Below are 26,246 nucleotides of genomic sequence, written 5' to 3'. Positions count from 1 at the left end.
GAGGTCCGGGACATGATGGTCTCGTTCAGTGCCAGGCGGGCCGGTCGGAAATACCGGGTGCAGGCGGTGGATGGTGTATCGCTGTCGCTGGCCGAAGGCGAGGTCCTCGGGATCGTGGGCGAGTCCGGCTGCGGCAAGACCACGCTGGGCCGAGCCCTCGTCGGGCTGGTCCAGCCCGACAGCGGCAACTTCAATTTGAAGGGAACCGAAATGATCGGAGCCCGCGGCTCCGGCCTCCGCGAGATGCGTCTGAGCGTCCGGATGGTTTTCCAGGACCCCAATGCATCGCTCAACCCGCGGCGCGCAATTGGAGATTCGGTGGCGGAGGCGGCCGACATCAGCGGCTTCTTCAAGAACCGCGCCGAGCGCAGCGCGGCCATAGCTGCCACCTTGACGGCCGTCGGGTTGAACCCGTCTTTCGCCGCTCGCTACCCCTACGAACTGAGTGGCGGGCAACGGCAACGGGTCGGAATCGCACGCGCCATTCTTCCCACGCCGTGCATCATCGTCGCCGACGAGCCGGTCTCGGCCCTCGACGTGTCCGTGCAGGCCCAAGTGCTCAATCTGATGATGGATCTGCGTGACCAATTGAGACTGTCGATGCTCTTCATCTCGCACGACCTTGGCGTGATCGGGCAGATCAGCAGCCGCGTTGCTGTCATGTATATGGGCCGCATCGTGGAGCAGGCCGGGACGCGGACGGTCCTGGATCATCCGCTCCATCCCTATACGCGCGCGTTGGTGGCGGCAATTCCGAAGCCCGATCCATCGAAACGGATCCAGGGCGCGATCGAAATGGGTGAACCGCCAAGCCTCTTCACGCGACCGCACGGCTGTGCATATGCGCCCCGCTGCCCTATGGCCAGCGATCGCTGTCTCGTCGATGTGCCACAACTTCGATTTGTCGGTGCGGACGGTCGGACGATCGCCTGCCACAACGTATAACCAGCGAGTGCCGCGCGCCGCGAAATGACGCAACGCCTACGATTGATTTCTCCTCTATTCGAGCGATCCAATTCAAGCGGCGGCAGTCCGCGGCCGCCATGCGGCTGGCGGGTGCAAATCGGGAAGCCTGACGCCTGTTGCACCGCGATGTTAATCGCGACGCAACATTCAAAATGAGACTGCCCGTTAAGCCGCGCACGGCTCCAGCACGTGCGCTGCATCGGAGTTCGGTTAGCCTCCGTTTCAAGAACCGTTAGCCTTGTCCGAACGCCGCACCGCGCGGCGGGCGCGTCAAGGCGCGGTGAAAAACAGTGACAAGAACGCCCAGGGAGGAGAGCAATGTTGAAAGGCAGTCTAGGACTGATCGCGTTGAGCAGCCTGTTACTTTCGGGCACCGCCTTCGCACAGGAGAAGATCAAGGTCGGCGTCACCGCGACGCTCGAAGGCACCTACACCGTACTCGGCGAGGACGGCATCCGCGGCTTCCAGACGGCCCTCAACGTCCTCGGCAAGAAGGTCGGCGACAAGGAACTCGAATTTGTCATCGCCTCGACCGACGCGACGCCGGACTCCGCCGTACGAGCCGTGCGCAAGCTGATCGAGCAGGACAAGGTACAGATCCTGCTGTCGCCGCTCTCTGGTGACGAAGGCATCGCGGTCAAAAATTTTGCAAAGACCCATCCCGAACTGACCTTCATCAACGCCGCCTCCGGGGCCCAGGAAACGACCTATGTCGATCCGGCTCCGAACTTTTTCCGCTACAACATGGACGGTGCGCAGTGGCAGGTGGGCCTCGGCAAATATGCTTATGACGAAAAGAAGTATCGCAAGATCGCGACCGTCGGCGAAGACTACTCCTTCATCTATACGCAGGTGTTCGGCCTCGTGCTCGAGTTCTGCGGTGCCGGCGGACAGGTCACCAACCGGCAATGGGTGCCGCTCGGCACCAAGGACTTTGCCTCGGTCATCGCCGCACTGCCCGACGACGTCGACGCAATCTATCTCGGCCTCGGCGGCGCCGACGCCGTCAACTTCCTGAATCAGTACCAGCAGGCCGGCGGCAAGGCGCATCTGATGGGCGGCTCGATCATGATCGACCAGACCATCCTGTCGTCCAAGGGAAACGCCAAGAATGCCCTGATCGGCACGCTGGCCGCGAGCGGCCAGGCCGACACTTGGGAGAACCCAAGTTGGCAGAAGTTCGTGAAGGACTATCAGGACGCCTTCCCGCCCAACAAGCGCTTCCCGAGCCCATCGCTGCTCGCCACCAACTATTACGGCTCGACCATGGCGCTGATCCAGGCGCTCCGCCAGGTCAATGGCGATCTCTCCAACAATCAGGCCAAGTACAAGGAGGCCCTTGCCAAGATCGAGATCGACGCACCCAACGGCAAGATCAAGCTGGACTCCAACCGCCAGGCGATCGGCACCAACTTTGTCACCGAGGTCGTCGACGACGGCAAGGGCGCGCTGTTCTCAAAGGTCGTGAAGGTGATCCCGGACGTCAACCAAACGCTGGGCTACGATCCCGCGGTGTTCGCCAAAATCGGTTTGCCGAGCCGCACAGTACCGGAATGTAAGAAATACTGACCTAGTCTCATTCGCGAGCGATGACCGGCCGGGGAGAGATTTGCCAGAAGCGCGACACGTGCGCCCTTGCATTCTCTCCTCGGTTGTTGAACGCTACCAAAAAATACCAAGAGCTTTTGGGAGGAGAGGCATGAGCCGGGCGCTCGCCGTCTTCCACGGCCGCTTTGGTCGGGCGACGGTCTATCAGTTGAACCGCCCTTTCAACATCCACGCACATCGCGAAGGTCATTTGATCTTCCATGTCGGCGGGCGTTCCGCATGCATCGATGTCAGTGACGGACGTTACGAGCTCACCGAAGGTTCCGTCGTCGCGGTCAATCCGTGGGAGCCGCATAATTTCCTGCCGTCCGATCTCGAAGGCGGCGCCGTTTTCTTCGTGCTCTACGTCAATGCGGAGTGGTTTGCGCCCGACGCGCCCGGCGCCGACCGCCTGCGCTTCGGCCGCACCCAGTTCACGCGGTCCGTTGCGCTGGACAAGCACATCAGGCACGCAGCCGCCCTCGTGTGCGGCGCTCCCTCGCTCAACAGCCTCGATGGCGAGCTGAGAAGCCTGATCGACATCTGTTATGACGAAAGCTGGCAACAGGCGGCGACCGCGCGCGATCCGCGCGCAAACGGTTCCGTCACGGATTTTCGCGTGCGCAAGTGCATCAAGATGATGTCGGAGAGTCCTGGCGCCGAGATCGAGCTCGATACCATCGCGCGCGAATCTGGCCTTTCCCGGCCGCATTTCTACCGGCTCTTCCGCACCCAGACCGGCGTCACGCCACACCTCTATCTCAACACGCTGATGATGGAGCAGGCGCTGGAGGCGCTGGTGGCGAGCGAAGCGCCGATCGCCGATATCGGCTTCGATCTCGGCTTCTCGTCGCAGAGCGGATTCACCCGCTTCTTCGCTGCCAATGTCGGCATGGCGCCGACCGATTATCGCCGCGCGGCCAAGGTTTTGCGCGCCTGAGGTCACGCGAAAAGATACTCACGATCAAGCGCCTCCCTTACAGCCGCATTAGGATGCGACAAACGCGATCCCGAAACGAGGATCGCGCGCGATAGGGAGCGCACGTTCATGGCAGGGCTTGCGGCCGGCGACGGTCTGCGTGCCCCTCCGCCCCGCTTGCGGGGTGAGAGATGGGGTGACGCGAAGACGGAGCGGCGATCATGACCCGCTTTGTCGAACGCCATCCCGCCTGGGCACTGATTGTCATCATCGCAATCGCGGTAGCACTCTGGCTGATTTTCGCAGTGTGGCCGCAGAGCGTCGAAGATGCGTTCGGCCGCAAGCGGGTCTTCCTCAACGCGCTCTTCAACGGCATCACGCTCGGCGGTCTCTATTTCCTCGTCGCCAGCGGCTTTACGCTGATCTTCGGCTTAATGCGTAACGTCAACCTCGCGCACGGCTCGCTCTATTTGTTCGGCGGCTATGTCGGCTACGCCATCAGCGTCGCGACCGGTTCATGGGTCCTCAGCTTCATCGTCGCTTTCATCCTGACGGCACTGGTCGGCGTCCTGCTCCAGGTCCTCGTCTTCCGCCGCATGGAAGGCCAGGACCTGCGCCAGACCATGGTGACGATCGGACTCTCGATCGTGTTCGCCGATTTGATGCTGTGGGCATGCGGTGGCGATTTCTATCAGATCCAGACCCCGAACTGGCTGATCGGACCTGTGGAGCTGCCGCTGGTCACTGCGGTCAAGTCCTCAGGTGAGCCGGTCTATCTCCGCTATCCCCTGGTCCGACTCGTGATCTTCGTCGCCTCCGTCGTGATCGGCGTGGCGATGTGGCTGGCGCTCAACCGCACGCGCATCGGCATGATCATCCGCGCCGGGGTCGACGATCGCGACATCCTGGCTGCGACCGGAGTACGGATCCAACTCGTTTTCGTGGTGGTGTTTGCGCTCGGCGCCGGCCTCGCTGGCGTTGCGGGCGTTGTCGGCGGAACGTTCCAGTCGCTCTCACCCGGCGAGGATATCCGCTTCCTGCTCGCCTCCCTCGTCGTTGTGATCGTCGGTGGCATGGGCTCGATCCCAGGGGCTGCGCTGGGCGCGCTCATCATCGGCCTCGCCGAACAGCTCGGCTCAGTCTACATCCCGACCTACGCCATCGTCGTGACCTTCCTGATCATGGTTTTGGTGCTGGCAATTCGGCCGCAGGGCCTGTTGGCGAGGCGCTGACATGTCCCTCGCTCATGACGCCCGCGTCCCGGTTCGTCCCGCCACTGCGGTGCAGCGCTCGAAATTGCGCGGATGGCCGGAGATCGACAATCCGGCGGCCTGGGCCGTCGCGGCCATTCTCCTAATCATGCCCCTGATCGCCAACGGCTTCTTCCTGATCGAGATCTTTGCGACCACGCTGATCCTCGGAACCATGGCGCTGAGTCTGATGTTTCTTGCCGGCTATGGCGGCATGGTCAGCCTGATGCAGCTCACCATCGCGGGTTTCTCCGCCTATATGGTCGCGGTGTTTGGCGTCAGCGGCAACGCCAATATCAGCCTGGGCTGGCCGTGGTGGCTTGCGGTCCCAATGGCGCTCGCGCTCGCGACCATATTCGGCACGCTCGGCGGCGCGCTGGCGGTGCGCACCGAGGGCATCTACACCATCATGATCACGCTCGCGATCGGCGCGGCGTTCTATTATTTCACTAACCAGAACTGGGCGATCTTCAACGGTCATACCGGCATCAATACCGTTGCCACACCGCATTTCTGGGGCGTCAACTGGCGCGCCGACATTCCATTCTACTATATCGTCCTCGCAGTAGCCGCGCTGTGCTACTTCGCCGTCGACTACATCTCCCGCGCACCGTTCGGCCTCGCGTTGCAAGGTGTCCGCGACAATCCCCGCCGCATGGCGGCACTCGGCTTCAACGTCAATGCGCATCGCGTCGCGGCCTACGTCTTCGCGTCCTTCGTCGCGGCGCTGGCAGGGGTACTCCAGGTCTGGAATTACCGGCAGATTTCGCCGGGATCCGTGAGCGTTGGGGCCTGCATCGATATCCTCATCATCGCAGTCGTCGGCGGCATCACGCGTCCCATCGGACCCTTTATCGGCGCGCTGATCTTCGTACTGCTGCGGACCTTCGCACTCGACTTCCTGGTCAAGCTGGGGCTCGACGGCAACCGCTTTCGGCTCCTGATCGGCCTCGGCTTCCTCGCTATCGTGTTCTGGTCCTCGGACGGCGTCATCGGACTCTGGCAGAGCTGGCGGCGCCGCCAACGCTCCGGCGCGGCAAGTTCAGGCGGACGACGTGGCCGAGAATCTGACCAAGGATCCAGCCAAGGATCCCACCATGGATAGCGTCGCGCAACGCCTCTCTGTCGTGGGCGCCGGCGCGGCGCTGGAGCTGCGCGGCGTGACACGTCTGTTCGGCGCGCTGGCGGCACTCACCGACATCACCATTACCGTCCGCCCCGGCGAACGGCGCGCCGTGCTTGGCTCTAACGGCGCCGGCAAGACTACGCTGTTCAACTGCATCACCGGCGACTTCCCACCTTCTTCCGGCACCATCCGCTTCTTCGGCGAGGACGTCACGCACTTCCCGCCCTATGAGCGCATCCGCCGTGGCCTGCGCCGGACTTACCAGATCTCCGCGCTGTTTCCGGGCCTTACCGTCCAGGACAATGTCTACCTCGCCTGCCGTGGCGTCTCACGGGGACGCTTCTCGTTTCTCCGCCCCGGTCAGAACGATGCGTTGATGCACGCGGCCGAAAATCTCGTGCAGGCCGTCCATCTCTCGGGCGTGAAGGATCAGCGCGTTGCCGAGCTCGCGCATGGCCAGCAGCGCCAGCTCGAGATCGCACTTGCGCTTGCCGGCGCGCCGCGATTCGTCCTGTTCGATGAACCCGCCGCGGGGCTGTCGCCGACCGAGCGTGCCGAGCTGATCGAGATATTGACCTCCCTGCCCGCGCATATCGGCTACATCATCATCGAGCACGACATGGACGTCGCCCTGCGCGTCGTCGAGAGCGTCACGATGATGCACAACGGGCGGATCTTCAAGGAAGGCCGTCCGCAAGAGATCGAGTCCGATCCCGAAGTGCAGGAGCTTTACCTCGGAGGCGGCCATGAATGAGGTCCGCCGTACCGCCGCCGCGCTCGAAGTCCGCGGCCTGGACGTCTATTACGGCCATTCGCATGCGCTGCAGGGCGTGGATCTGACGCTCGAGGCCGGCGTGTTCTCGGTCGTTGGCCGCAACGGCATGGGCAAGACCACGCTATGCAAGGCCATCATGGGGCTGGTGCCGGTCAGCGGCGGCTCGATCCGCATCCGCGGGGATGAGATCACCCGACAGCCGCCTGCCCACATAGCCCGACTCGGCGTCGGCTACGTTCCGCAGGGACGGCGGCTGTGGCGTTCACTCAGCGTCGATGAGCATCTGCGGCTTGCCGCCGGCTTGCGCCGCGGCGCCTGGACGGTCGAGCGCATCTACAAGACGTTTCCGCGGTTGGCCGAGCGCAAGGATCACGGCGGCGGCCAGCTCTCCGGCGGCGAGCAACAGATGCTTGCGATCTCGCGCGCGTTGCTCACCAACCCGCGGCTCCTGATCATGGACGAGCCCACTGAGGGGCTCGCGCCCGTCATCGTGGCCCAGGTCGAGGAGATGCTGCTACGACTTGGCGAGGACGGCAACATGTCCGTGCTCGTGATCGAGCAGAATATCGGCGTGGCGACCGCCGTGTCGCGCAATGTCGCGATCATGGTCAACGGCCGCGTCAACCGCATCATCGATTCGGTGCGGCTTGCCGCCGATCGCGAACTGCAGCAGCGCCTGCTCGGTGTCGGAATGCACGCCGGACTCGAGCTCGACCTCGACGTGCCACCGGCGGATACGGAAGCGAAGCCTCCTCCGCAGCAGACGCGTCCAGGCGGCGCGATCCGCATCTACATGTCAAACCCGACGCCGCCGACACGGTGGTCGCAACCTGTGCCGATCGCCCGCATCGAGGCTGCGGCCCGCATGTTCTCGACACAGGTGATGCGACTCGACGAGACGGCACGGCGACGGCGCGAACCGGTCGCCGCACAAACGCAGGGCCCTCCGGTCGTCCTCGTCGTCGGTACGCTGGACACCAAGGGCACGGAGCTCCGCTTCATCCGCGACATCATCGCCGGGACCGGCCTGCGAACCCGATTGGTCGATGTCTCCACCAGCGGCAGGCACGCGGCCAGCGACGTCTCCGCCCAGGAGATTGCCTTGAACCATGGTCGCGGCGGATCGGCGGTACTCGGACCCGACCGCGGCGCCGCCGTCGCCGCGATGGCCGAGGCCTTCGCCAGCTGGTTGCGACGCCAGAACAATGTTGCCGGCGTGATTTCTGCCGGTGGCTCGGGCGCAGCGTCGCTGGTCGCGCCCGGTATGCGGATGCTTCCTGTCGGGGTGCCGAAGCTCATCGTCTCGTCCGTCGCCTCTGGCGACGTCGGGCCCTATGTCGGCCCCGCGGACATCACCATGATGCATTCGGTTACCGACGTTCAGGGCCTCAACTCGATCTCGCGCGCCGTGCTGGCCAACGGCGCCAACGCGCTGGCCGGCATGGTCAAGGCGCGCCTTGATCAGCATTCGCGGAAGGATCGCGGCGACAGCGGATTGCCGTCGGTCGGCATCACCATGTTTGGTGTCACCACGCCGGCGGGGCAGAAGATCGCGGCCGACTTGCGCGAGGATTTCGAGTGCCTGGTCTTCCACGCCACCGGCGTCGGAGGACGCTCAATGGAGAAGCTCGTCGATTCCGGACAGCTCGCAGGCGTCATCGACCTCACGACCACGGAGGTCGGCGATCTCCTGATGGGCGGCGTGTTCCCGGCCATCGACGACCGCTTTGGCGCCATCATCCGCAGCCGGGTGCCTTATGTCGGCTCGGTGGGCGCTCTGGACATGGTGAATTTCGGCGCCCCCGAGACCATCCCGGAGCGCTACCGCGGCAGGAAATTCCACGTCCACAACCCGCAGGTCACGCTGATGCGCACCACTGCAGAGGAGAACGAGCGCATGGGGCACTGGATCGCCGACCGGCTCAACCGGATGGACGGCCCGGTGCGCTTCTTCCTGCCTGAGGGCGGTGTCTCCGCGCTCGACGCGCGAGGACAGCCATTCTGGGATCCGGACGCCGATGCGGCGCTGTTCCGCACGCTGGAGCGCAACGTGCGGCAGACCGCCAACCGTCAGCTCATCCGCATTCCCAAGAATATCAATGACCCCGAGTTCGCCTCCACCATCGTCAGCGCGTTCCGAACATTGTTCGGCCGCATTGGGGCGCGCCGGAGACTAGCGAGGTGACCGATGGCCCGGTTTGAACGCGCTGCACTGTTGAATCGCTTCCGCGAGATGGCAAGGCGCGGCGAGCCCATCGTCGGCGGCGGCGCCGGCACCGGCCTGTCGGCCAAGTGCGAGGAGGCCGGCGGTGTCGACCTCATCGTCGTCTACAATTCCGGCCGCTACCGCATGGCCGGCCGAGGCTCGCTCGCGGGATTGATGGCTTACGGCGACGCCAACGCCATCGTGCTGGAGATGGCCGGCGAAGTGCTGCCCGTGGTGACCAGGACGCCAGTGCTCGCCGGCGTCAATGGCACGGATCCGTTCCGCGACATGGATCTTTTCCTGGACCAATTGAAAGCGCTCGGATTCGCTGGCGTACAAAACTTTCCGACCGTCGGCCTTATCGACGGCGTGTTCCGCGCCAATCTCGAAGAGACCGGTATGTCCTATGCCCTCGAGATCGACATGATCGCAAAGGCGCGCGAGAAGGACCTGCTGACGACGCCCTACGTCTTTAGCGAGAAGGAAGCTGCCGCGATGGCGATCGCAGGCGCGGATATCATCGTCTGTCATCTGGGCCTGACGACCGGGGGCAGCATCGGCGCGCAGACCGCACTCAAGCTGACCGATTGCCCAGCGCACATCGACACCTGGGCCTCCGCCGCGCTCGGCGTCAATCCGGACATTCTGGTGCTCGCTCACGGCGGACCAATCTCCGATCCGGACGATGCCGATTTCATCATGAGGAACACACGCAACTGCCACGGCTTCTACGGCGCCTCCTCAATGGAACGGCTGCCGGTCGAGCGGGCGCTGACGGATCAGGTTCGCAAATTCAAGGCGATCGGCGCGCGATAACGCCGAAAGGTCGAGGGAGAGAAACATGTCAGGGACTCTGGTCGGTGAATTGATCCTCTGGCTGATCGTCGCCGTCGTGGTGATCGTGGTCGGCGTCTACATCGTGAACTGGCTCTATCACCGCTCGTCCAAGGAGACCTCATTCGTCCGGACCGGCCTGCTCGGCGAGCGCGTTGTGATCAACGGCGGCGCCTTCGTGCTGCCGTTCATCCACGACTACACGCCCGTCAACATGAACGTGCAGCCGATGGGCATCGTGCGCTCCCGCCAGGACGCCGTGATCACCCGTGACCGCATGCGCGTCGACATCGAGGCCGATTTCTATGTCCGCGTGCAGGCGACCCGCGAAGCCGTGTCTATCGCGGCCGCCACACTCGGCCGCCGCACCATGGAGCCCGAACAGCTCCACGCCCTCCTCGCCGGCAAATTCATCTCGGCCATTCGTTCCGTTGCCTCGGAGATGACCCTCGAGCAGATGCACGAGCAGCGCGGTGAGTACGTCGCCCGCCTCAAGGCGAACGCCGCAGAGGCCCTCGCCCAGAACGGGCTCGAGCTGGAATCAGTCGCGATCACCGATCTCGACCAGACCGATCTCGAATTCTTCAACCCCTCGAACCGCTTCGACGCCGAAGGTCTGACCCGCCTGATGGAGGACATCGAGGCCAAGCGCAAACTGCGCAACGACATCGAGCAGGATTCGATGATCAAGATCCGCTCCCGCAACCTGGAGGCCGAGCGGCAGGCTCTCGAGATCGAACGCGAAAGCGAGACGGCGCGCCTCGAACAGGAGCGTGACATCGAGATGCGCCGCGCCCTGCAACGCACCGAGGTCGCACGCGAACGGGCCCTGCGCGAGACCGAAGCTGAGCAGGCGCAGATTTCCGCCCGTGAAACCATCGAGAAGGCGCGAATCGCCAACGACCAGGCGATCGCCGAAGCCCGTATCGCCTCGGAGCGTGAGACCCGCCAGCGGGAGATCGAGCGCACCCGCACCATCGAGGAGAAGGAACTGCTCGCACGGGAGGAAATCGAAAAAGCCCGGATCGCCAACCAGCGCTCGATCGATACCAGCCGCATCGCTTCCGAGCGCGAGGTGCGCCAGCGCGAAATCGAGCGGATGCGGACCGTCGAGGAAGCCGAGATCACCGCCCGCGAAGCGATCGAGAAAGCGCGTATCCAGCAGGACCGCGTCGTGACCGACGCCCGCATCGCTAACGAAGAGGAGACCCGGCGCCGCGAGATCGACCGGACCCGCGCCGTGGACGAAGCCGAGATTGCTGCCCGCGAGACGACCGAAAAGGCCCGCATCGCCCAGACCATGATTGTCAATGTCGAGCGCATCGCATCCGATGAGCGCACCCGTGCGCTGGAGATCCAGCAGGTGCGTAACATCCAGGAAGCCGAGATTGAGGCGCAGCGCGCGGTCGAGGCGGCGCGAATCGACCGGGAGCACAGGCTCGCCGTCGAGCGCATCGCGGTCGAGCAGAATACCCGGCAGTTGGAAATCGAGCGAAATCAGACGCTGGAAGTCGCAGAGGTCGCGGCGCGCGAAGCCACTGAAGCTGCCCGCATCACCCAGCAAGAGCGCGTGCGGTCGCTGGAAATCGCCCGCAACCGCGCCGTCGAGGAAGCCGACATTGCCTCGCGGGAAGCCATCGAAGCCGCCCGGATCGCGCAGGAGAAGTCCGTTGCAGCCGAGCGTATCCAGGCCGAGCGTGACACACGCGCGCTCGAGATCGAGCGCTCAGCCGTGCTCGAGGCGGCCGAGTTGAAGCGCCGCGACGCCATCGAGCGCCAGCGCATCGGCGTCGATCTCGCGCTCGAGGCCGAGCGGATCACGTCCTCCAAGAAGCGCGAAGTCCTCAATATCGAGCACAAGAAGGCGATCGAGATCGCGGATGAGGACCGCGTCATCGCGCTCTCGACCAAGAAGTCCGAGCGCATCGACGCCGACCGCCAGGTCAGGCAGGCCGAGATTGTCGCGCGCAAGGAGGTCGAGACCACCGACGTCTCGCGCGAGCATGCGCTGGACGCGGCGCGAATCGAGCGCCGCCGTTCGATCGAACAGCTCGAAGTCGCTCGCGTCCAGTCGCTCCAGGAAGCCGAGATTGCCGCGCGGGAAGAGGTTGAGCGCTCCCGCATCGCCTCCGATCGCGGCCTCGACGAGGCCCGCATCGGCCGCGAGCGCGAGTTGCGCAAGCTCGAAATCAATCGCGAGAAGGAGGTCGAGACCGTCTTGATGGAAAAGGCGATTGCTATCCACCTCAAGTCGCTGGAGGAATCCGCGGCCAAGGCCTCGGCTGAGGAAGCGCGGGTGCATGCCACTGAAGCCACCGAGCGCGTCATAACCGCGCGCGAGAGCGAGATCGCGAAGCGTCGCAAGACCGTGGAGATCCTGATCGCCGAGAAGCAGGCCGAAGAGACGCGAATTGCCGCGGAAGCCGAACGGATCCGCGCTGCAGTCGAGGCCGAGGCGCAGCGTATGCTCAACGAGGCCGAGAACGTGCTGACCGACCAGGCGCGCTACTCGCTATTCCGTAGAAAGCTGCTCGACCGCATCGAGGGCATCGTCCGTGAGAGCGTCAAGCCGATGGAGAAGATCGAGGGCATCCGCATCCTGCAAGTCGATGGTCTCAACGGCAACGGCCATGGCGGCAATGGCGGCCGTAGCGCCACCGACGAGGTGATCGACTCGGCGCTGCGCTACCGCGTCCAGGCGCCGCTGATCGACTCGCTCCTGGCGGACATCGGCGTCGAAGGCGGCAGCCTCGCCAAGATGCCAGGCCTGATCCGGGAAGCTCGCGACATGCAGGGCATCAAGGACTCCGCGCGCAAGAGCGGCGGCGGTGGCGAGAAGCCAGCCGCTGCACCCTCGCCTTCGGCCGACGGCGAGCCGCCCGCCGAGCGCAGCCCCCGGAAGAAGAGTTGAGGTCGCACCATGGCCCGCGTCTACGTCTCAACCGTCGTCAACGCACGCAACGATCGCGTCTGGGCGCGGGTACGCGACTTCAACGGTCTGCCGAACTGGCATCCCGCGATTGCGGAAAGCCGCATCGAGGGCGGCGAGCCCTCCGACAAGATCGGCTGCGTCAGGGATTTTCGCCTGCGCAACGGCGATCGAATCCGGGAAAAGCTGCTCGGCCTGTCGGATTACGACATGTTCTGCACCTACTCGATCCTCGAATCCCCGATGGGGGTCGAGGACTACGTCGCGACGCTTCGGCTGACGCCGGTCACGGATGGCGACCAGACCTTCATGGAATGGACCGCTGAGTTCGAATGCGCACCCGAGCGGGAGGCGGAGCTTGTCGCGAATATCGGCGGCGGCGTGTTCCAGGGCGGCTTCGACGCCCTCAAACGCCAGTTCGGAGGCTGAGCGCAGTGCCGCATATCGTCAAGAGCACGATCCTGGATGCGCCGACCGGCTCCGTGTGGGGCGTGCTGCGCGATTTCAACGGGCACGATCGCTGGCATCCGGCGGTCGCGACCTCCACGATCGAGCGCGCGCAGGCTTCGGACAAGATCGGCTGTGTCAGGCGCTTCAAGCTGCAGGACGGCTCGGAGCTGCGCGAGCAATTGCTGACGCTGTCGGATCTGGAGCAGGCCTTCAGCTATTGCCTGCTCGATACGCCTGTCCCGATGTTCAACTATGTGGCCCACGTCCGCCTGCTGCCCGTGACCGACGGCGACCGCACCTTCTGGCACTGGGAATCCCGCTTTTCGACACGGCCGGAGGACAAGGACCGGATCACCCACATGGTCGCGGAAGATATCTACCAGGCGGGATTCGAAGCGATCCGCCGGTACCTCAAGGAGGCTGTGTCAACATGACTGTGACGGTGAAGACCTTCACGAGCTCGAGCGAGGCCGCCGCCGCGCTGTCGTCCGATCGCACCGCGCGCTATCTCGGTGGCGGCACGCTGGTGATGCGCGCGCTGAACGAAGGCGATATCTCGCTCTCGACCATCGTGCGCGCCAATGACCAAGCCTTGACGCGCATCGACCCATCTGGTCCGCGGATCACCTTGGGTGCTGGCGTAACTTTCGCCCGGATTCTGGGCGAGCGTGACCTCGCTTTCCTGCACGCCCCTGCCCGCTCGATTGGCGGCCCGGCGGTGCGCAACATGGGTACGGTGGGCGGCAATCTGTTTGCGCCTAATCCCTATGGCGATTTCACCGTCGCCCTGCTTGCGCTCGATGCCACGGTGGCCCTGCAAGGCGGCTTTGGATCGCGCGACATTCCAATTGAGGAGTTTTTGCAGTCGCGTGAAAGGCAGGCGGGCATGCTCGTGCTGTCGGTGTCCTGCACGCGACCGACAAGCCCGGAGGCTTTCCGCTACCGCAAGATCGCGCGGATCAAGCCCAAAGGCGGCTCGGTCATCACGCTCGCCGCACATCTACCCATCAGTGGCGGACGGATCGCCGGGGCACGAATTGCATTGGGATCGATGGCGCCGACGCAAATACGTGCGCGGGCGGCCGAACGCGCTTTGGAAGGCCGATCGCTCGATGCCGCGACCGTTGCGGCCGCAGCCTCCGCAGCCGCGGAAGGAACATCGCCATCCGACAACGCGCTCGGCAGCGCCTGGTATCGCCGCGAGATCGTCGGCGTCCATCTGCGTCGTCTTCTCTTGGGTCAGGAATAGATCGTATGGCCAAGACTGCCCTGCAATTTCGTCACAACGGCAGCGAGGTCGCCATTTTCGTCGATGGCGGCACCAACCTGCTCGTCGCCCTCCGCGAATTGATCGGCGACATAACGCCGAAATTCGGTTGCGGCCAGGGCGGCTGCGGCACGTGCAGCGTTCTGATCGATGGCGAGCTTCATCTCTCCTGTCTGACGCTGGCCGAGACGGTCGCGGGCCGCTCCGTCGAGACGCTGGATAGCCTGAAGCAGGGACCGAACCTCCATCCGCTGCAACGCGCCTTTGCCGAGAATTTTGCTGCCCAGTGCGGATATTGCACGCCGGGCATGCTGATGGCTGCCAAGGCATTGCTCGATCGCAATCCCTCCCCGAGCCGCGCTGAAGTCGTCGAGGCGATCTCCGGCAACATCTGCCGGTGCACCGGCTACGAGCCGATCATCAACGCCATCCTCGCCGCCTCCGGCGGCAGGGTGAGCGCCTGAAGGACCAGATCATGCTGGAACTACGCAAGGACATCTTCGCCGACGAGCGCGACGATAATCTCAACGAGATCGGCAAGGGCACACAGCGCCAGGACATGCTCGGCCATGTCACGGGCACCTCGAGCTATTTCAACGACCACAAGCTCCAGGGCATGCTGCACCTGAAAGTCGTTCGCTCGACCCATTCGCATGCAAGGATCCGGCGGATCGATACCGCGGACGCCGAGCGCTCAGCCGGCGTGCGCCGGATCATCCGCGGCTCCGACGTGCCCCGCAACCTCAACACACTTTTGAGCCTGATCAATTTCGGCAAGGACGACGAACCATCGCTGGCCGTCGACAAGGTCCGCTACAAGGGTGAGCCGATCCTGGCCATCGTCGCCGACAGCGAGCGCGAGGCGTTCGAGGCGATCGCAAAGGTGCGGATCGACTATGAGCCGTTGCCAACCGTGTTCGACGTGGAAGATGCGCTGAAGGCCGGCGCGCCCGTCGTCAACGATACCTATCCGAAGAATGCCTTCATTTATCACGACACATACGACCACCAAAAGCTCCGCTTCGGCGATGCCGATGCCGCACTCGCGACCGCCGATCACGTGCTTGAACAACGCTACCAGATGTCACCAATCGAGCACGCGCCGACCGAAACCAATGGGTCGATCGCGGCGCCCGACACCAACGGGCGCTATGTCGTCTATACGTCGACGCAGGCGCTGTTCTTCTCGGTCGACACCTGCGCCAAGATCCTCGACGTCCCTTCCAACACCTTCCATTTCATTGGCGGCACCGTCGGCGGCGGCTTTGGCGGCAAGGTCGACACGCTGACCGAACCGTTATGCATCCTAGGTGCGATGCTGACGGGACGTCCCGTGCGCTACGTGTTCGGACGCGAAGAAGAGATGCAATACGGCCCGCCGCGCGGCGCCGAGCGCATCTACATCAAGGACGGCGTGATGCGCGATGGCCGCGTCGTCGCGAGAAAGATCCGCGCATATTTCGACAGCGGCGCATATACGCGGCTCTCCAGTTATGCAGCCGTGAAATGCGCAGCCCATCTGCCAGGACCCTACACCATCCCGAACGTCTATGGCGACGTCTACTGCGTCTTCACCAACCGTACGCCTGCAACCGCGATGCGCGGCTTCGGCGTCACCGCCATGGACTTTGCGATCGAATGCCAGATGGACAAGCTCGCGAACCTCGTCGGCATGGATCCGATGGAGTTCCGCATCCTCAATGCCTATCGCGACGGCGACATGAAGGCGCATCGGCGCGAGGCCAAGAACACGGCGCTGATCGAGTGCGTCCAGGTCGCGGCCGAGAAAGCCAAATGGCCGATCCGCGACGAGTTCAAGCGCGCCTCCTCCCGCAAAGACGGAGGCGGCAGCCGCGCTGCCATCCCGCGGACGCCTGCCGACATCCACGCACGGACGACCGCGCCGGCGCAGCAGCGCACGAGCTATGATCGCCTGCCAACGGCCGCGTCGCGCGAACCCCCGCGCGAGCCCCCACCGCCCGCGCCGCCACCGCCATCGCCGTCGCCACCGCGACCAACATCATCCTCGCATGGGGCGGGCCGATTCTCATCCGTGTTCGGCACCAGGAGGCGTTGAGATGACGCGACATCGCGGACGCGGCATCGCGTCGGTCAACTATCCCATCGGCATGAACCTCGGCGGCGATCCCAGCCAAGCCCTGGTTCATTCCAATCCAAGCGGCAAGTTCACCGTAGCGCTGTCCTCGATCGACCTCGGCCAAGGCATGAAGTCGGTCACGCGGCAGATTTGCGCAGAGACGCTCGGCGTACCCGTCGAGGACGTCTATGTCGATACCGCCGATTCCGATACTGGCCCGCATTGCATGGGCTCGTTCGCCTCGCGCGGCACCCATCGCGTCGGCAATGCAGTGATGGCGGCGGCGCGCGAGGCGCGCGGCGTGATGATGGAGGCGGCCGCAGAAGAACTCGAGGTCAACGCCGCCGATCTCGAAACCGACGGACGTGGCAACATCCACGTCAAGGGCGCGCCGCACCGCTCGATCTCCACCAAGGACGTCGCCATCGCCGCGCAGTTCAAGCAGGGCAAGACTATCGCGGGTCGTGGCATCTTCCTGGTTCCTCTGTCCAATGTCGATCCGGAAACCGGCGAGATGTCGCCGGCGACCTGTTACGCCCATGCCTGTCTCGTCGCCGAGGTCGAGGTTGACGACGAGACCGGCGAGGTCACGATGATCCGCATGGATTCTGCCTATGAGCTCGGCCGTGCGCTCAACCCGCGCCTGGTCGAGCAACAGCTCGTCGGCGGCGCCTGGATGGGCGTCAGTCACGCGCTCTACGAGACGCCAGAACCCTATTATCCCGACCCGGTCCACGGCCCTCGCGACTTCGTCGAATATGTCATGCCCGGTCCTGGCGATATCTGCCCGCACGACATCGCCGTATTGGAACGCCCCGCTCCCGATGGCCCCTTCGGCGCCAAGGGGCCCGGCGAAATGTGCGCGAATCCCGTATTGCCGGCCGTTGCGAACGCCATCTTCAACGCCGTCGGCGTGCGCATCGACGATCTGCCGATTACGCCGGAGAAGGTGCTGCGCGCGATCAAGGCCGAGGGCGGCGCGCGCCCTCAGGCGCGGCGCTGAGGTCTCGATGGCCGTCCGCAGCAACATCGTCGGCATCGATAGCCCAGAGGCACTGGAGAAAGCGCTTCGGGCAGCCTATTACCTTGCCGACGAGGGGCTGGCGACCGCAGCCTATCTCGGGCTGGCACTCGGCAAGCCATTGCTGCTCGAGGGCGCGCCGGGCGTCGGCAAGACCGAGGCCGCCAAAGCCATTGCCGCGGTCCTCGGCCGCCGCCTGATCCGCCTGCAATGCTACGAAGGCATCGACGCATCTGCCGCACTCTACGAATGGAACTATCCGCGCCAGATGCTCGCAATCCGCCAGGCCGACGATGAGAGCGTCGACATCTACGGCGAAACGTTTTTAATCGAGCGACCGATGCTGGCGACGCTGCGCGCACCTGACTCAACTGTGCTGCTGATCGACGAAATCGACCGCGCCGACCAAGAATTCGAAGCCTTCCTGCTCGAGTTCCTGTCCGACTTCCAGATCTCGATTCCGGAGCGCGGTACGGTTCGCGCCTCTGAGCGCCCGGTTGTCGTCCTGACCTCGAACCGCACGCGGGATCTTCATGAAGCGTTGCGGAGGCGATGCGTCTATCACTGGATCGACTATCCCTCCGCCGAGCGCGAAGCGCGCATCGTGATGATGCGGGCCTCCAGCGTCGCCGAGGGCACCGCGCGGGCCGTCGTCGCCGCCGTCGAGAAGCTGCGACGCGAACCACTCAGCAAGGCGCCCGGGATCGCCGAGGCCGTCGACTGGGCCGAGGCCGCCACGCTGCTGCACAAGGGCGGCGCACGGTGGCCTGATGCCTTCAGGCGCTCGATCGGCGTTGCCTTGAAAGACGAGGAGGATCTGCACTTCATTTCGCCGCGCCTCGATGCCCTGCTGGCGGAGGCCTCTGCATGAGCGCCGAACCCGAACTGCCGCGCGCTGCGCGTGTATTCATCTCGTTCGTCGGCTTGTTGCGAACGAACGGATTTGCCGTCGCACCGGAACAGACGACGTCGTTCCTGGCCGCAATCCAGTTGCTCGGTCCCCGCAGCCTGGAGGACATTCGGCAGGCAGCCCTCGCAACACTAGCCCCTCCACCAGAGCGTCGCGCAACGTTCGACCGGCTGTTCGATCTGCACTTTCGCGGGAACGAGGCAATCGACCGCGTCGATGACGGTGAGGACGACGAGACTGTTCGGCTGCAAGAGGAGGCCCGTGGAAACGACGAGCCGCTGTTGTCGGACGAGGCCAACGAGTCCGGTCTCGCAGCTGCGCGCGCCGAAGCCCTGGTCGAGCGCCGCTTTGCGCAGCTCTCGACCACCGATGCGCTGCGCCGGCTGTCCCGCGAGGCGCCGAGGCGCCTGCCGAAGCGGCGCGGCCATCGCCGCATGCGGGCTCGCAGCGGACCCTACGCGGATTTGCGCCGCACCCTGCGCGACTCCGTTCGCAGCGATGGCGAAATCCTCCGGATGGGGCGTTTGAAGCGGCGGCAGCGCCCACGCAAGGTGTTGCTTCTGATTGACGTCTCCGGCTCGATGAAGACCCGCACCGAAGAGAATATGAAGTTCGCGCACACGTTGGTGCAGGCGGCGCCCAACGTCGAGGTCTTCACCTTCGGCACGCGGCTGACCCGCATCACCCGCCCGTTGCGACTCAAACGCCGAGAGCAGGCGCTCAGGGCGGCGGCCCATGCGGTCAGCGACTGGGACGGCGGCACCCGAATCGGTGACGCCCTTCAGGCCTTTCTCGCCGTGCCCCGCTTCGGCGGATACGCTCGGGGCGCTGCCGTGATCATCGTTTCCGACGGCCTGGAACGGGGCGAACCCGATGCACTGCGCGATGCGGTCGCGAAACTATCGCGCCGCGCGTGGCGCGTGAGCTGGCTGACACCGCTCGCGGCTGGTCCCGACTTTCGCCCGCAGACCGAAGCGCTGGTCGCGATCGAACGCTTCGTCGACGACCTCGTCGATGGTGGCTCGAGCGCGTCGATCGTCGCGCATGTGCTGGCGCTGGGACAAAGGAGAGTTGCGTGACCGACGTCGTCGATGGACACCATCATATCTGGCGCCAGACCGACCTGCCCTGGCTGGTGGGTCCGATGCAGCCGCGCATCTTCGGTCCATACGAGCCGATCCGGCGCGATTACCCGATCGAGGAATATCTCGGCGACATCGAGGGCAGCGGCGTTACCCGCTCGGTCTATGTCCAGACCAACTGGGCCAATGACCGCTTCGAGGACGAGGCCGCTTGGGTGCAGCAGACCGCCGAGGAGCACGGCTGGCAGCATGCCATCGTAGCTTACGCCGACTTTTCGGTGGACGACGTGCGTCCACAGCTCGACCGCCTGAAGCGCTATGCCCTCGTACGCGGCGTTCGCATGCAACTGCATTGGCACGAGAACCCGCTTTATCGCTTTGCCGGGCGGCCGGACCTTTGCACCGATCCCGTGATCCAGCGCAATATCGCCCGCCTTGCGGATTATGGCTGGAGCTTTGACCTTCAGGTGTTCACGCCACAGATGCCTGACGCTGCGCGCCTTGCGGAATCCTGCCCTAAGGTGACCTTTATCCTCCAGCACGCCGGCATGCTGGAGGACCTTTCACCGGCAGGCCGCGCCGCGTGGCGCGCCGGGATGGCCCGCCTCGCCGCATGCCCGAACGTCGTGTCGAAACTATCGGGGCTCGGAACCTTCATCCACCGCAACGACCCCGCGCATATCGCATCCGTCCTGACCGATACGATTGCAATCTTCGGCGCCGAACGCTGCCTGTTCGGCTCGAATTTTCCGATCGAGAAATTGTGGACCAGCTATCGCGCGTTGATCGATGCATTCCGTGCCGCCGCGGCGCCGCTACGCGATGATCAGCGCGAAGCCATTTTCAAGACCACCGCTATGCGCGTCTATCGGCTCTGAGCGCCGAGGAAACAACGAGAACGGACACAGGGAGGGACGGAATGCCGCTGGAGATCAAGATTTTGGACTATGGCGATATTGAGCTGGAATCGAGCTTTTTGGTTCTCGGCCGCGATTGCGGCCGCACCCGCCGCGTCCTCACCCTCGGTTTCCTGATCCTCGGCGGCAAGTATCCGGTCGTGGTAGACACCGGTTACCGTTCCAACCAGATCATGGAAACGCTGGGGATGCGCGGCCTGCAGTATCACGAGCACATGATCGAGAACCAGCTTGCGCGGCACGGCGTGCGGATGGGCGATGTGCGTTTCGTCTGCCACACCCATCTGCACATCGACCACGCCGGCAAGGACGATCTGTTTCCGATGAACACGACCGTCGTCCTCAACCGTCGGGAGCTTGAATATTCTGTGTCCGGCCTGATGCATCCGCAATATCCGGCGCCGGATATCAAGCATCTGATCGACCGTCTGCACACCAAGAGTGCGCTGCGCTTTCTCGACCTCGAGATCACAGGTCCCATCGAGTTGATGCCGGGTGTCTACTGCGACGCCGCGAATGCGCATACCGAGGGATCGATGAATATCATCGTCGAAACGGCCGACGGCATCGCCACCATCTGCGGCGACGTCATCTATGATTTCAACGACCAGATCGTGACGCCCTTCAACGAGATCCACGACTGGGAGCCGCGCACCACTGGCAACCACGGCACCACCAAGCGGGCCGAGAAGGCCGCCATCAAAAAGCTGCTCAGCAATTCGCGCTATCTGCTGCCGGTCCACGACCGCCCCGCCAAGATCGAAGGCGGCAACGTCGTCGGCCGGCTGCACGACCAGGTGCCTGGGCCGGTCGTGCAGTCTCTGCCCCAGCGCAACTGGTTTCCGGCCTAGACGCCAGAGGATCGACCGATGACCCACGTCACCTTGCGCTCCGAATTCGAGACCCTGATCGATCCCTACGCACCAGTCGCGCAAATCGGCACCGGTTTTGACTTCACGGAGGGACCGATCTGGCATCCGGTCGATCATTATCTGCTGTTCTCAGACATGCCGGGCGACGTGCGCCGGCGCTGGGATTCGCGGCACGGCATTGCCGAGGTCAAACGCCCGTCGAACAAATGCAACGGCATGACCTATGACGCCGAACTTAATTTGGTCGTTTGCGAGCACGCGACATCGTCGTTGATCCGCGAGCGGCCGGACGGGCGGCGCGAGGTGCTGGCCTCGCACTTTGGGGGACAGGAGCTCAACAGCCCCAACGACGTCTGCGTGCACTCCTCCGGCGCGATCTATTTCTCGGACCCCTGGTATGGCCGCATGCCGGTCTATGGCGTCGAGCGGCCGAGGCAGCTCGGTTTCCAGGGCGTCTATCGCGTCGTGCCCGGCGCCGAGCCGAAGCTGGTCGTGGATCGCAATCTGTTCGACCAGCCGAATGGGCTGTGCTTCTCGCCCGACGAGCAATTGCTCTATGTCAACGACACCGTGCAGGCACTCATCCATGTATTCGACGTCAACGGTGACGGCTCGCTGTCGAGTGCGCGTGTGTTCGCGAGCGGTATCCGCTCCGAGCTCGAGCCCGGCTTGCCCGACGGCATGAAGTGCGACCAGCACGGCAACATCTGGGTTACGGCACCCGGCGGGGTCTGGGTCTATTCGCCGCGGAGCGAGCTGCTCGGCAAGCTCCGCTTGCCCGAACTCGTCGCCAACCTTACCTGGGGCGGGCCGGATTTCCGCACGCTGTATCTGACTTCGACGCACTCGGTCTATGCCATTCCCACCAGGGTCGGACCGCGCCACGAGCCCTATATGAGCGGCAAGCGAGGCAGCGGCACGGCGGCCGCGGGCTCTGCTTCCGCTGCCCCCATCCTTGCCGACGGCGAAATGCAGCTCGACCCGCGACGCTGCGCCATGATCATCCAGGATCTCCAGAACGACGTCATCATGGACGGCGGCGCCTTTGCCGATTCCGGCGCGCCAGGTCACGCGAAGCAGCAGCGCGTCGTCGAGAATGTCCGCCGCCTGGCCGAATCGGCGCGGGTGCGCGGCGTCGCTATCATTCATGTCTGGTTCGTCGTCGAGCCCGGCGCGCCCGGCGTGACGCTGAATGCGCCGCTGTTCGAGGGTCTCGTCGACAGCAAGGCGATGGTGCGCGGAAGCTGGGGGGCGGCACCGGTGTCAGGTCTCGAACCACGGCCCGGCGATTTCGTGGTCGAGAAGGTACGAATGAGCGCCTGGGAGGGCACGAGGCTCGAAACGATCCTGAAAGCCACCGGCCGCGACATGATCATCAACACCGGCGCCTGGACCAACATGTCGGTCGAGCACACGGCGCGGACCGGTGCCGACAAGGGCTACTTCATGATCGTTCCCGAGGATTGCTGCTCGACCATGAACGCCGATTGGCACGCCGCGTCGATCAATTTCGCCATGCAGAACGTCGCCGTCGTGACCAAGGCCGATGCGGTCATCAAAGCGCTGGGATGAACGGTGGCGAAGCTCCTGCACCTGTCCTGCTCGCCCCGCGACGACTCCTGGTCAGGCGCCGGCGCACGCGTTTTCCTCGACGGCTTTCGCCAAGCTCGGCCCGACTGGGACGTGGACGTTATGGATCTCTGGCGCGAGCGCTTGCCGGAATTTTCAGGCCCCATTGTCGAAGCCAAATATGCACGGATGAAGGCGCAGGCCTTCAACGACGCGCAGCGCGACAGCTTCGCGGAAGCCGAGCGGATGGCGGTGCGCTTAGCGCTCGCCGAGCGGGTGCTGATTTCGACGCCGATGTGGAACTTCGGTATTCCCTATAAGCTCAAGCAATGGTTCGACATCATCGTCCAGCCCGGGCTCACCTTTCGGTTCGATCCGTCGCTGGGGTATATCCCGTTGCTGAAGGACCGGCCGACCATCGTCATCATTGCCAGTGGCAGCGATTTCGCCACCGGAATGAACCGCGGGCGCATCGACATGGCAACGCCTTACCTGCGCGAAATTTTGCGTTTTGTCGGCATCAGCAATGTCCGTTTCATTCCGATCGGACCAACCACTGGACCACAACAGCCCATCGAGGCGTCCCGCGAAAGAGCCCACCAACGTCTGGCCGCAATGGCCGAGAGCTTCTGATGCGCCCCGCAGGTCAGTCGAGGCTACGGCAGATTGTCCCGCAGAAAAATGTCGATGCGGATGCGCTCCTGGTCGGGGCTGATCGGCTCACCCGAACAATGCGCGAGCAGGACTCGCGCCGCAGACCGTGCCTCGTGGCCGGGATCCTGGTTGATGATGGCATCGAGCGTGCCGCGGACCAGGAAACGCCGCGTGTATTGGGTCAGCTCATGGGCAATCCAGACCACCTCGCGCGACCGTCCCGAGGCCTCGAGCGCGTCGGCGATGCCACGGTTCCCGGCGCCGCAGCAGTATATGCCGCGCAGATCGGGCTGGCGCGCGAGCAGTGCCGCAGTGAGCTCCCGGGTGCGCTCGCTGTCGTCGCGGCCCTCGATCACGGGCAGCGCGTGCAGGTTCGGATACTCGCTGGACAGGATCTGGTGGAAGCCGAATTGCCGTTCGGTGTGATCGCGCAGCGACAACGATCCCGCGATGACGGCCACCGTCCCCTTGCGACCAGTGAGGAACCGTCCCATCAGCGTTGCAGCGGTGCGGCCTGCCGCCGGGTTGTCGATGCCGACATAGTGCAGCCGGCGCGAGCTCGGCGCGTCCGACACGAGGGTCACCACAGCGACCCCGCGCGCAGTGAGTTCGTCGATCGCGGCGCGCACCCTGGGATGGTCGAGCGCGATCACGGCGACGCCCTGATAGGAAGGCGAGAGATTTTCCAGCGCGGCGGCGAGTACGTCCGGATCGAACACGTCGACACGCAGGATATCAATGAAGCCGCGCTGGCCGGCGAGCCAGTCTGCGGTGCGCTGGACCTGCTCGGTCAGGTTGGTCATGAAGCTGTTGCTGCCCGTCGGCAGCACAAAGGCAAAGCGGAACGTCTGCCCGCGGGCAAGCCGCGCGGCCGCGACGTCGGCTCGATAGCCGAGTTTTGCCACCGCGGCCTCGACCCGCGCGACGGTCTTGGCGCGCACGCCCTCGCGCCGGTTGACGACGCGGTCGACCGTGGCGAGCGAAACACCCGCCGTGCGCGCAACGTCCTCAAGCGTGGCACGAATCACCGGCTGGCTCGCACCAGCATTCATTCGCGCGCCGCCCACAGCATGCCGCGGGTCATCAACGTTCGGATTTCCGGTACGTCGAGTTCGTAAGCGCGGTGGCCGAGCGAGGAATAGAACACCCTGCCCGCGCCGTATCGCTTCTTCCAGACCACGGGCATTACCACGCCCTCGATCCAGGGCGCGTGCTCGCCGGTGAAGGTCGTCGTCGCCAACACCTCGTTGGCGGGGTCGACATGCATGTAGTACTGCTCGGAACGATGCTCGAAACTCTTCAGGCCCTTCATGATGGGATCATCCGGCTTCGTCAAGTCGACCTTGTAGTCGATGATGTTGCCGGGATGCGCAACCCACTGCCCGCCGCACAGGAACTGGTAGTCGACGGAATCGCGGAATGCGTCGCCCATGCCGCCATGATGGCCGGCGAGCCCGACGCCGCTCCGGACCGCAGCGCAGAGATTGAGCGCTTCCGCCTTCTCGATTGTCGACATGGTGTAGATCGGGATGATCAGCGACAGGTCGTGAATCGCGGGATCGGCGAACGCGGCGGTGGTGGTTTCGATCCGCACCTCGAAGCCTTCAGCCTTCAGCCAACCACGGATCATCGAAGCACAGAGATCGGGATCGTGCCCGGGCCAACCGCCCCATACAATCATTGCCTTGCGCATGTTTCTGTCCTCAGTCGATCTGTCCGGTTTCACGCCCGGCCGGCAGCATCGCCGGCCGCTCGACGCGGCTCTCGATCTTGACGCGCCGGCCTTCCTCGGCAGAGATCTGGAACGCCTCCATCACCTCCAGCACGTGGAAAGCGAGCGCGCCGCTCGCACGATGCGGCCGGTTGTTCAGTATCGCGGAGGCCATATCGGCGGCGCCAATGGAACGGAACTCGCCATCGACATGACCGTGGGTCAGCGACACCGGTTCCCAGTCGCCGCCGGTCTTGGCGACCTGCACCTCGCCACCGAAGCGGTTCGGATCGGGCACGAGCATGCTGCCCTTGTCGCCATAGATCTCGATCGGCGCGTGCCGGTGCTTCGGCACATCAAAGCTCATCGCGATCGAGACGACCGCCCCGCCCTCGAATTCGAGCGTGCCGGCGACATGGGTCGAAACTTCGACCGGGATCAGCGTTCCGTTCATCGGCTGGCTGGTGACCAGCCGCTCGGATTTCGGACGCGCGGTCGAGCCCATCACGCTCGCCACCGGGCCGAGCAGCTGCACGAGATCGGTGATGTAGTACGGGCCCATGTCAAGCATAGGGCCGCCGCCGCGCAAATAATAGAAACCCGGCGCCGGATGCCAGCGCTCATGGCCGGGGCAGCCGAAGAACGCGCTGCCGGCCACGGGCGTGCCGATCGCGTCATCGTCGATCAGCTTGCGCGCGGTCTGGTGCCCACCGCCCAGGAACGTATCGGGCGCGCAACCGACGCGAAGATTCTTCTGCGCGGCGAGCTCCATCACCTTGCGCGCTTCGGCGACGTTAATGCCGAGCGGCTTCTCGGAATGAACGTGCTTGCCGGCGTTCAGCACCGCCAGGCTGACGTCGGTGTGGGCGAGTGGCACAGTGAGATTGATGACGATCTCGACGTCGTCTCGCTTGAGCAGCTGATCAACCCGCATCGCCGGCAACCCGAAGGCGGCGCCCTGCCGCTCTGCCGCATCGCTGCGCATATCGGCGAGCGCCTTGATTTCCATGACCGCGAAGCGCTGGGCCGCCTTCAGATAAGCGGTGCTGATATTGCCGCAGCCGATGATGCCGATGCCGACTTTTCTCATTGTGATCTCCGTG

General features: G+C 64.4%; 24 protein-coding genes. 21 read left to right on the top strand and 3 right to left on the bottom strand.

Annotated elements, in window-relative coordinates:
* Nucleotides 1–12: 12 nt before the first annotated feature.
* The 21 genes from IVB42_RS35255 (at nucleotide 13) to IVB42_RS35155 (ending at nucleotide 23,411) form a co-directional block, all read left to right on the top strand.
* Nucleotides 13–945, top strand: coding sequence for an ABC transporter ATP-binding protein (locus IVB42_RS35255; protein ID WP_247363395.1), 933 nt, complete (start codon nucleotides 13–15; stop codon nucleotides 943–945).
* Between the two features lie 339 nt (nucleotides 946–1,284).
* A complete protein-coding gene (locus IVB42_RS35250; RefSeq protein ID WP_026233649.1) occupies nucleotides 1,285–2,535 on the top strand; it encodes an ABC transporter substrate-binding protein in 1,251 nt (416 codons plus the stop codon).
* Between the two features lie 130 nt (nucleotides 2,536–2,665).
* Nucleotides 2,666–3,493: an AraC family transcriptional regulator gene (locus IVB42_RS35245; RefSeq protein WP_027569321.1), complete on the top strand. Its 828-nt coding sequence runs from the start codon at nucleotides 2,666–2,668 to the stop codon at nucleotides 3,491–3,493.
* Between the two features lie 200 nt (nucleotides 3,494–3,693).
* Complete coding sequence (locus IVB42_RS35240; RefSeq protein WP_085350842.1) at nucleotides 3,694–4,704, top strand: branched-chain amino acid ABC transporter permease; 1,011 nt, start codon at nucleotides 3,694–3,696, stop codon at nucleotides 4,702–4,704.
* 1 nt (nucleotide 4,705) lies between these two features.
* On the top strand, nucleotides 4,706–5,827 hold the full coding sequence (locus tag IVB42_RS35235; RefSeq protein WP_247471918.1) for a branched-chain amino acid ABC transporter permease: 1,122 nt from the start codon (nucleotides 4,706–4,708) through the stop codon (nucleotides 5,825–5,827).
* Nucleotides 5,820–6,602, top strand: a complete 783-nt coding sequence (locus tag IVB42_RS35230) for an ABC transporter ATP-binding protein (RefSeq protein WP_007593014.1) — start codon at nucleotides 5,820–5,822, stop codon at nucleotides 6,600–6,602. The genes IVB42_RS35235 and IVB42_RS35230 overlap by 8 nt, the downstream gene beginning before the upstream one ends.
* Entirely contained in the window at nucleotides 6,595–8,808 is a 2,214-nt protein-coding gene (locus tag IVB42_RS35225; RefSeq protein WP_247393705.1) for an ABC transporter permease, read from the top strand. The genes IVB42_RS35230 and IVB42_RS35225 overlap by 8 nt, the downstream gene beginning before the upstream one ends.
* A gap of 3 nt (nucleotides 8,809–8,811) precedes the next feature.
* Entirely contained in the window at nucleotides 8,812–9,645 is an 834-nt protein-coding gene (locus IVB42_RS35220; RefSeq protein WP_018458736.1) for a phosphoenolpyruvate hydrolase family protein, read from the top strand.
* A 25-nt stretch (nucleotides 9,646–9,670) separates the two neighbouring features.
* On the top strand, nucleotides 9,671–12,574 hold the full coding sequence (locus IVB42_RS35215) for a flotillin family protein (protein ID WP_247393706.1): 2,904 nt from the start codon (nucleotides 9,671–9,673) through the stop codon (nucleotides 12,572–12,574).
* 9 nt (nucleotides 12,575–12,583) lie between these two features.
* Nucleotides 12,584–13,021: an SRPBCC family protein gene (locus IVB42_RS35210; RefSeq protein ID WP_247393709.1), complete on the top strand. Its 438-nt coding sequence runs from the start codon at nucleotides 12,584–12,586 to the stop codon at nucleotides 13,019–13,021.
* Nucleotides 13,022–13,026: 5 nt separating this feature from the next.
* Nucleotides 13,027–13,476, top strand: a complete 450-nt coding sequence (locus IVB42_RS35205; protein WP_247393712.1) for an SRPBCC family protein — start codon at nucleotides 13,027–13,029, stop codon at nucleotides 13,474–13,476.
* The gene (locus tag IVB42_RS35200) at nucleotides 13,473–14,291 is read left to right on the top strand and encodes an FAD binding domain-containing protein (protein WP_085350839.1); all 819 of its coding nucleotides are present in this window, start codon (nucleotides 13,473–13,475) and stop codon (nucleotides 14,289–14,291) included. Before IVB42_RS35205 ends, IVB42_RS35200 begins: the two co-directional genes overlap by 4 nt.
* A 5-nt stretch (nucleotides 14,292–14,296) precedes the next feature.
* On the top strand, nucleotides 14,297–14,773 hold the full coding sequence (locus tag IVB42_RS35195) for a (2Fe-2S)-binding protein (protein ID WP_085350838.1): 477 nt from the start codon (nucleotides 14,297–14,299) through the stop codon (nucleotides 14,771–14,773).
* A gap of 11 nt (nucleotides 14,774–14,784) precedes the next feature.
* The gene (locus IVB42_RS35190) at nucleotides 14,785–16,386 is read left to right on the top strand and encodes a molybdopterin cofactor-binding domain-containing protein (RefSeq protein WP_204510806.1); all 1,602 of its coding nucleotides are present in this window, start codon (nucleotides 14,785–14,787) and stop codon (nucleotides 16,384–16,386) included.
* A 1-nt stretch (nucleotide 16,387) separates the two neighbouring features.
* On the top strand, nucleotides 16,388–17,410 hold the full coding sequence (locus IVB42_RS35185) for a molybdopterin cofactor-binding domain-containing protein (RefSeq protein WP_085352430.1): 1,023 nt from the start codon (nucleotides 16,388–16,390) through the stop codon (nucleotides 17,408–17,410).
* Nucleotides 17,411–17,417: 7 nt separating this feature from the next.
* Nucleotides 17,418–18,299, top strand: a complete 882-nt coding sequence (locus IVB42_RS35180) for a MoxR family ATPase (protein WP_247393715.1) — start codon at nucleotides 17,418–17,420, stop codon at nucleotides 18,297–18,299.
* Nucleotides 18,296–19,417: a VWA domain-containing protein gene (locus IVB42_RS35175; RefSeq protein WP_247393718.1), complete on the top strand. Its 1,122-nt coding sequence runs from the start codon at nucleotides 18,296–18,298 to the stop codon at nucleotides 19,415–19,417. The genes IVB42_RS35180 and IVB42_RS35175 overlap by 4 nt, the downstream gene beginning before the upstream one ends.
* Nucleotides 19,414–20,298, top strand: a complete 885-nt coding sequence (locus IVB42_RS35170) for an amidohydrolase family protein (RefSeq protein WP_247393721.1) — start codon at nucleotides 19,414–19,416, stop codon at nucleotides 20,296–20,298. The genes IVB42_RS35175 and IVB42_RS35170 overlap by 4 nt, the downstream gene beginning before the upstream one ends.
* 41 nt (nucleotides 20,299–20,339) lie before the next feature.
* On the top strand, nucleotides 20,340–21,188 hold the full coding sequence (locus IVB42_RS35165) for an MBL fold metallo-hydrolase (RefSeq protein WP_007593031.1): 849 nt from the start codon (nucleotides 20,340–20,342) through the stop codon (nucleotides 21,186–21,188).
* Between the two features lie 18 nt (nucleotides 21,189–21,206).
* Complete coding sequence (locus IVB42_RS35160; protein ID WP_247393725.1) at nucleotides 21,207–22,781, top strand: isochorismatase family protein; 1,575 nt, start codon at nucleotides 21,207–21,209, stop codon at nucleotides 22,779–22,781.
* Between the two features lie 3 nt (nucleotides 22,782–22,784).
* A complete protein-coding gene (locus IVB42_RS35155) occupies nucleotides 22,785–23,411 on the top strand; it encodes an NAD(P)H-dependent oxidoreductase (RefSeq protein WP_247338704.1) in 627 nt (208 codons plus the stop codon).
* Between the two features lie 23 nt (nucleotides 23,412–23,434).
* On the opposite strand, the gene IVB42_RS35150 is transcribed toward IVB42_RS35155, so the two are convergent.
* The 3 genes from IVB42_RS35150 to IVB42_RS35140 are packed head-to-tail and all read right to left on the bottom strand — an operon-like array spanning nucleotide 23,435 to nucleotide 26,233.
* Nucleotides 23,435–24,484, bottom strand: a complete 1,050-nt coding sequence (locus tag IVB42_RS35150; protein ID WP_247393728.1) for a LacI family DNA-binding transcriptional regulator — start codon at nucleotides 24,482–24,484, stop codon at nucleotides 23,435–23,437.
* Nucleotides 24,481–25,125 (bottom strand): ThuA domain-containing protein, encoded by a 645-nt coding sequence (locus tag IVB42_RS35145; RefSeq protein WP_085352425.1) that lies wholly within the window; start codon nucleotides 25,123–25,125, stop codon nucleotides 24,481–24,483. Before IVB42_RS35145 ends, IVB42_RS35150 begins: the two co-directional genes overlap by 4 nt.
* A gap of 10 nt (nucleotides 25,126–25,135) precedes the next feature.
* Nucleotides 25,136–26,233 carry a Gfo/Idh/MocA family oxidoreductase gene (locus IVB42_RS35140; protein ID WP_247393731.1) on the bottom strand — a complete coding sequence of 366 codons (1,098 nt, stop codon included), beginning with the start codon at nucleotides 26,231–26,233 and terminating at the stop codon, nucleotides 25,136–25,138.
* Nucleotides 26,234–26,246: the final 13 nt, after the last annotated feature.

The sequence above is a fragment of the Bradyrhizobium sp. 45 genome (assembly GCF_023073155.1).
In the GTDB taxonomy this organism is placed as follows: Bacteria; Pseudomonadota; Alphaproteobacteria; order Rhizobiales; family Xanthobacteraceae; genus Bradyrhizobium; species Bradyrhizobium canariense_D.
The sequence above is the reverse complement of the archived record's forward strand: the minus strand, read 5'-3'. Positions and strand labels throughout refer to the sequence as shown.

What these genes read in the sequence shown, in the direction of transcription:
- IVB42_RS35255 (WP_247363395.1), top strand. Translation starts at nt 13, where the DNA reads ATGATGGTCTCGTTCAGTGCCAGGCGGGCCGGTCGGAAATACCGGGTG.
- IVB42_RS35250 (WP_026233649.1), top strand. Translation starts at nt 1,285, where the DNA reads ATGTTGAAAGGCAGTCTAGGACTGATCGCGTTGAGCAGCCTGTTACTT.
- IVB42_RS35245 (WP_027569321.1), top strand. Translation starts at nt 2,666, where the DNA reads ATGAGCCGGGCGCTCGCCGTCTTCCACGGCCGCTTTGGTCGGGCGACG.
- IVB42_RS35240 (WP_085350842.1), top strand. Translation starts at nt 3,694, where the DNA reads ATGACCCGCTTTGTCGAACGCCATCCCGCCTGGGCACTGATTGTCATC.
- IVB42_RS35235 (WP_247471918.1), top strand. Translation starts at nt 4,706, where the DNA reads ATGTCCCTCGCTCATGACGCCCGCGTCCCGGTTCGTCCCGCCACTGCG.
- IVB42_RS35230 (WP_007593014.1), top strand. Translation starts at nt 5,820, where the DNA reads ATGGATAGCGTCGCGCAACGCCTCTCTGTCGTGGGCGCCGGCGCGGCG.
- IVB42_RS35225 (WP_247393705.1), top strand. Translation starts at nt 6,595, where the DNA reads ATGAATGAGGTCCGCCGTACCGCCGCCGCGCTCGAAGTCCGCGGCCTG.
- IVB42_RS35220 (WP_018458736.1), top strand. Translation starts at nt 8,812, where the DNA reads ATGGCCCGGTTTGAACGCGCTGCACTGTTGAATCGCTTCCGCGAGATG.
- IVB42_RS35215 (WP_247393706.1), top strand. Translation starts at nt 9,671, where the DNA reads ATGTCAGGGACTCTGGTCGGTGAATTGATCCTCTGGCTGATCGTCGCC.
- IVB42_RS35210 (WP_247393709.1), top strand. Translation starts at nt 12,584, where the DNA reads ATGGCCCGCGTCTACGTCTCAACCGTCGTCAACGCACGCAACGATCGC.
- IVB42_RS35200 (WP_085350839.1), top strand. Translation starts at nt 13,473, where the DNA reads ATGACTGTGACGGTGAAGACCTTCACGAGCTCGAGCGAGGCCGCCGCC.
- IVB42_RS35195 (WP_085350838.1), top strand. Translation starts at nt 14,297, where the DNA reads ATGGCCAAGACTGCCCTGCAATTTCGTCACAACGGCAGCGAGGTCGCC.
- IVB42_RS35190 (WP_204510806.1), top strand. Translation starts at nt 14,785, where the DNA reads ATGCTGGAACTACGCAAGGACATCTTCGCCGACGAGCGCGACGATAAT.
- IVB42_RS35185 (WP_085352430.1), top strand. Translation starts at nt 16,388, where the DNA reads ATGACGCGACATCGCGGACGCGGCATCGCGTCGGTCAACTATCCCATC.
- IVB42_RS35180 (WP_247393715.1), top strand. Translation starts at nt 17,418, where the DNA reads ATGGCCGTCCGCAGCAACATCGTCGGCATCGATAGCCCAGAGGCACTG.
- IVB42_RS35175 (WP_247393718.1), top strand. Translation starts at nt 18,296, where the DNA reads ATGAGCGCCGAACCCGAACTGCCGCGCGCTGCGCGTGTATTCATCTCG.
- IVB42_RS35165 (WP_007593031.1), top strand. Translation starts at nt 20,340, where the DNA reads ATGCCGCTGGAGATCAAGATTTTGGACTATGGCGATATTGAGCTGGAA.
- IVB42_RS35160 (WP_247393725.1), top strand. Translation starts at nt 21,207, where the DNA reads ATGACCCACGTCACCTTGCGCTCCGAATTCGAGACCCTGATCGATCCC.
- IVB42_RS35150 (WP_247393728.1), bottom strand. Translation starts at nt 24,484, where the DNA reads ATGAATGCTGGTGCGAGCCAGCCGGTGATTCGTGCCACGCTTGAGGAC.
- IVB42_RS35145 (WP_085352425.1), bottom strand. Translation starts at nt 25,125, where the DNA reads ATGCGCAAGGCAATGATTGTATGGGGCGGTTGGCCCGGGCACGATCCC.
- IVB42_RS35140 (WP_247393731.1), bottom strand. Translation starts at nt 26,233, where the DNA reads ATGAGAAAAGTCGGCATCGGCATCATCGGCTGCGGCAATATCAGCACC.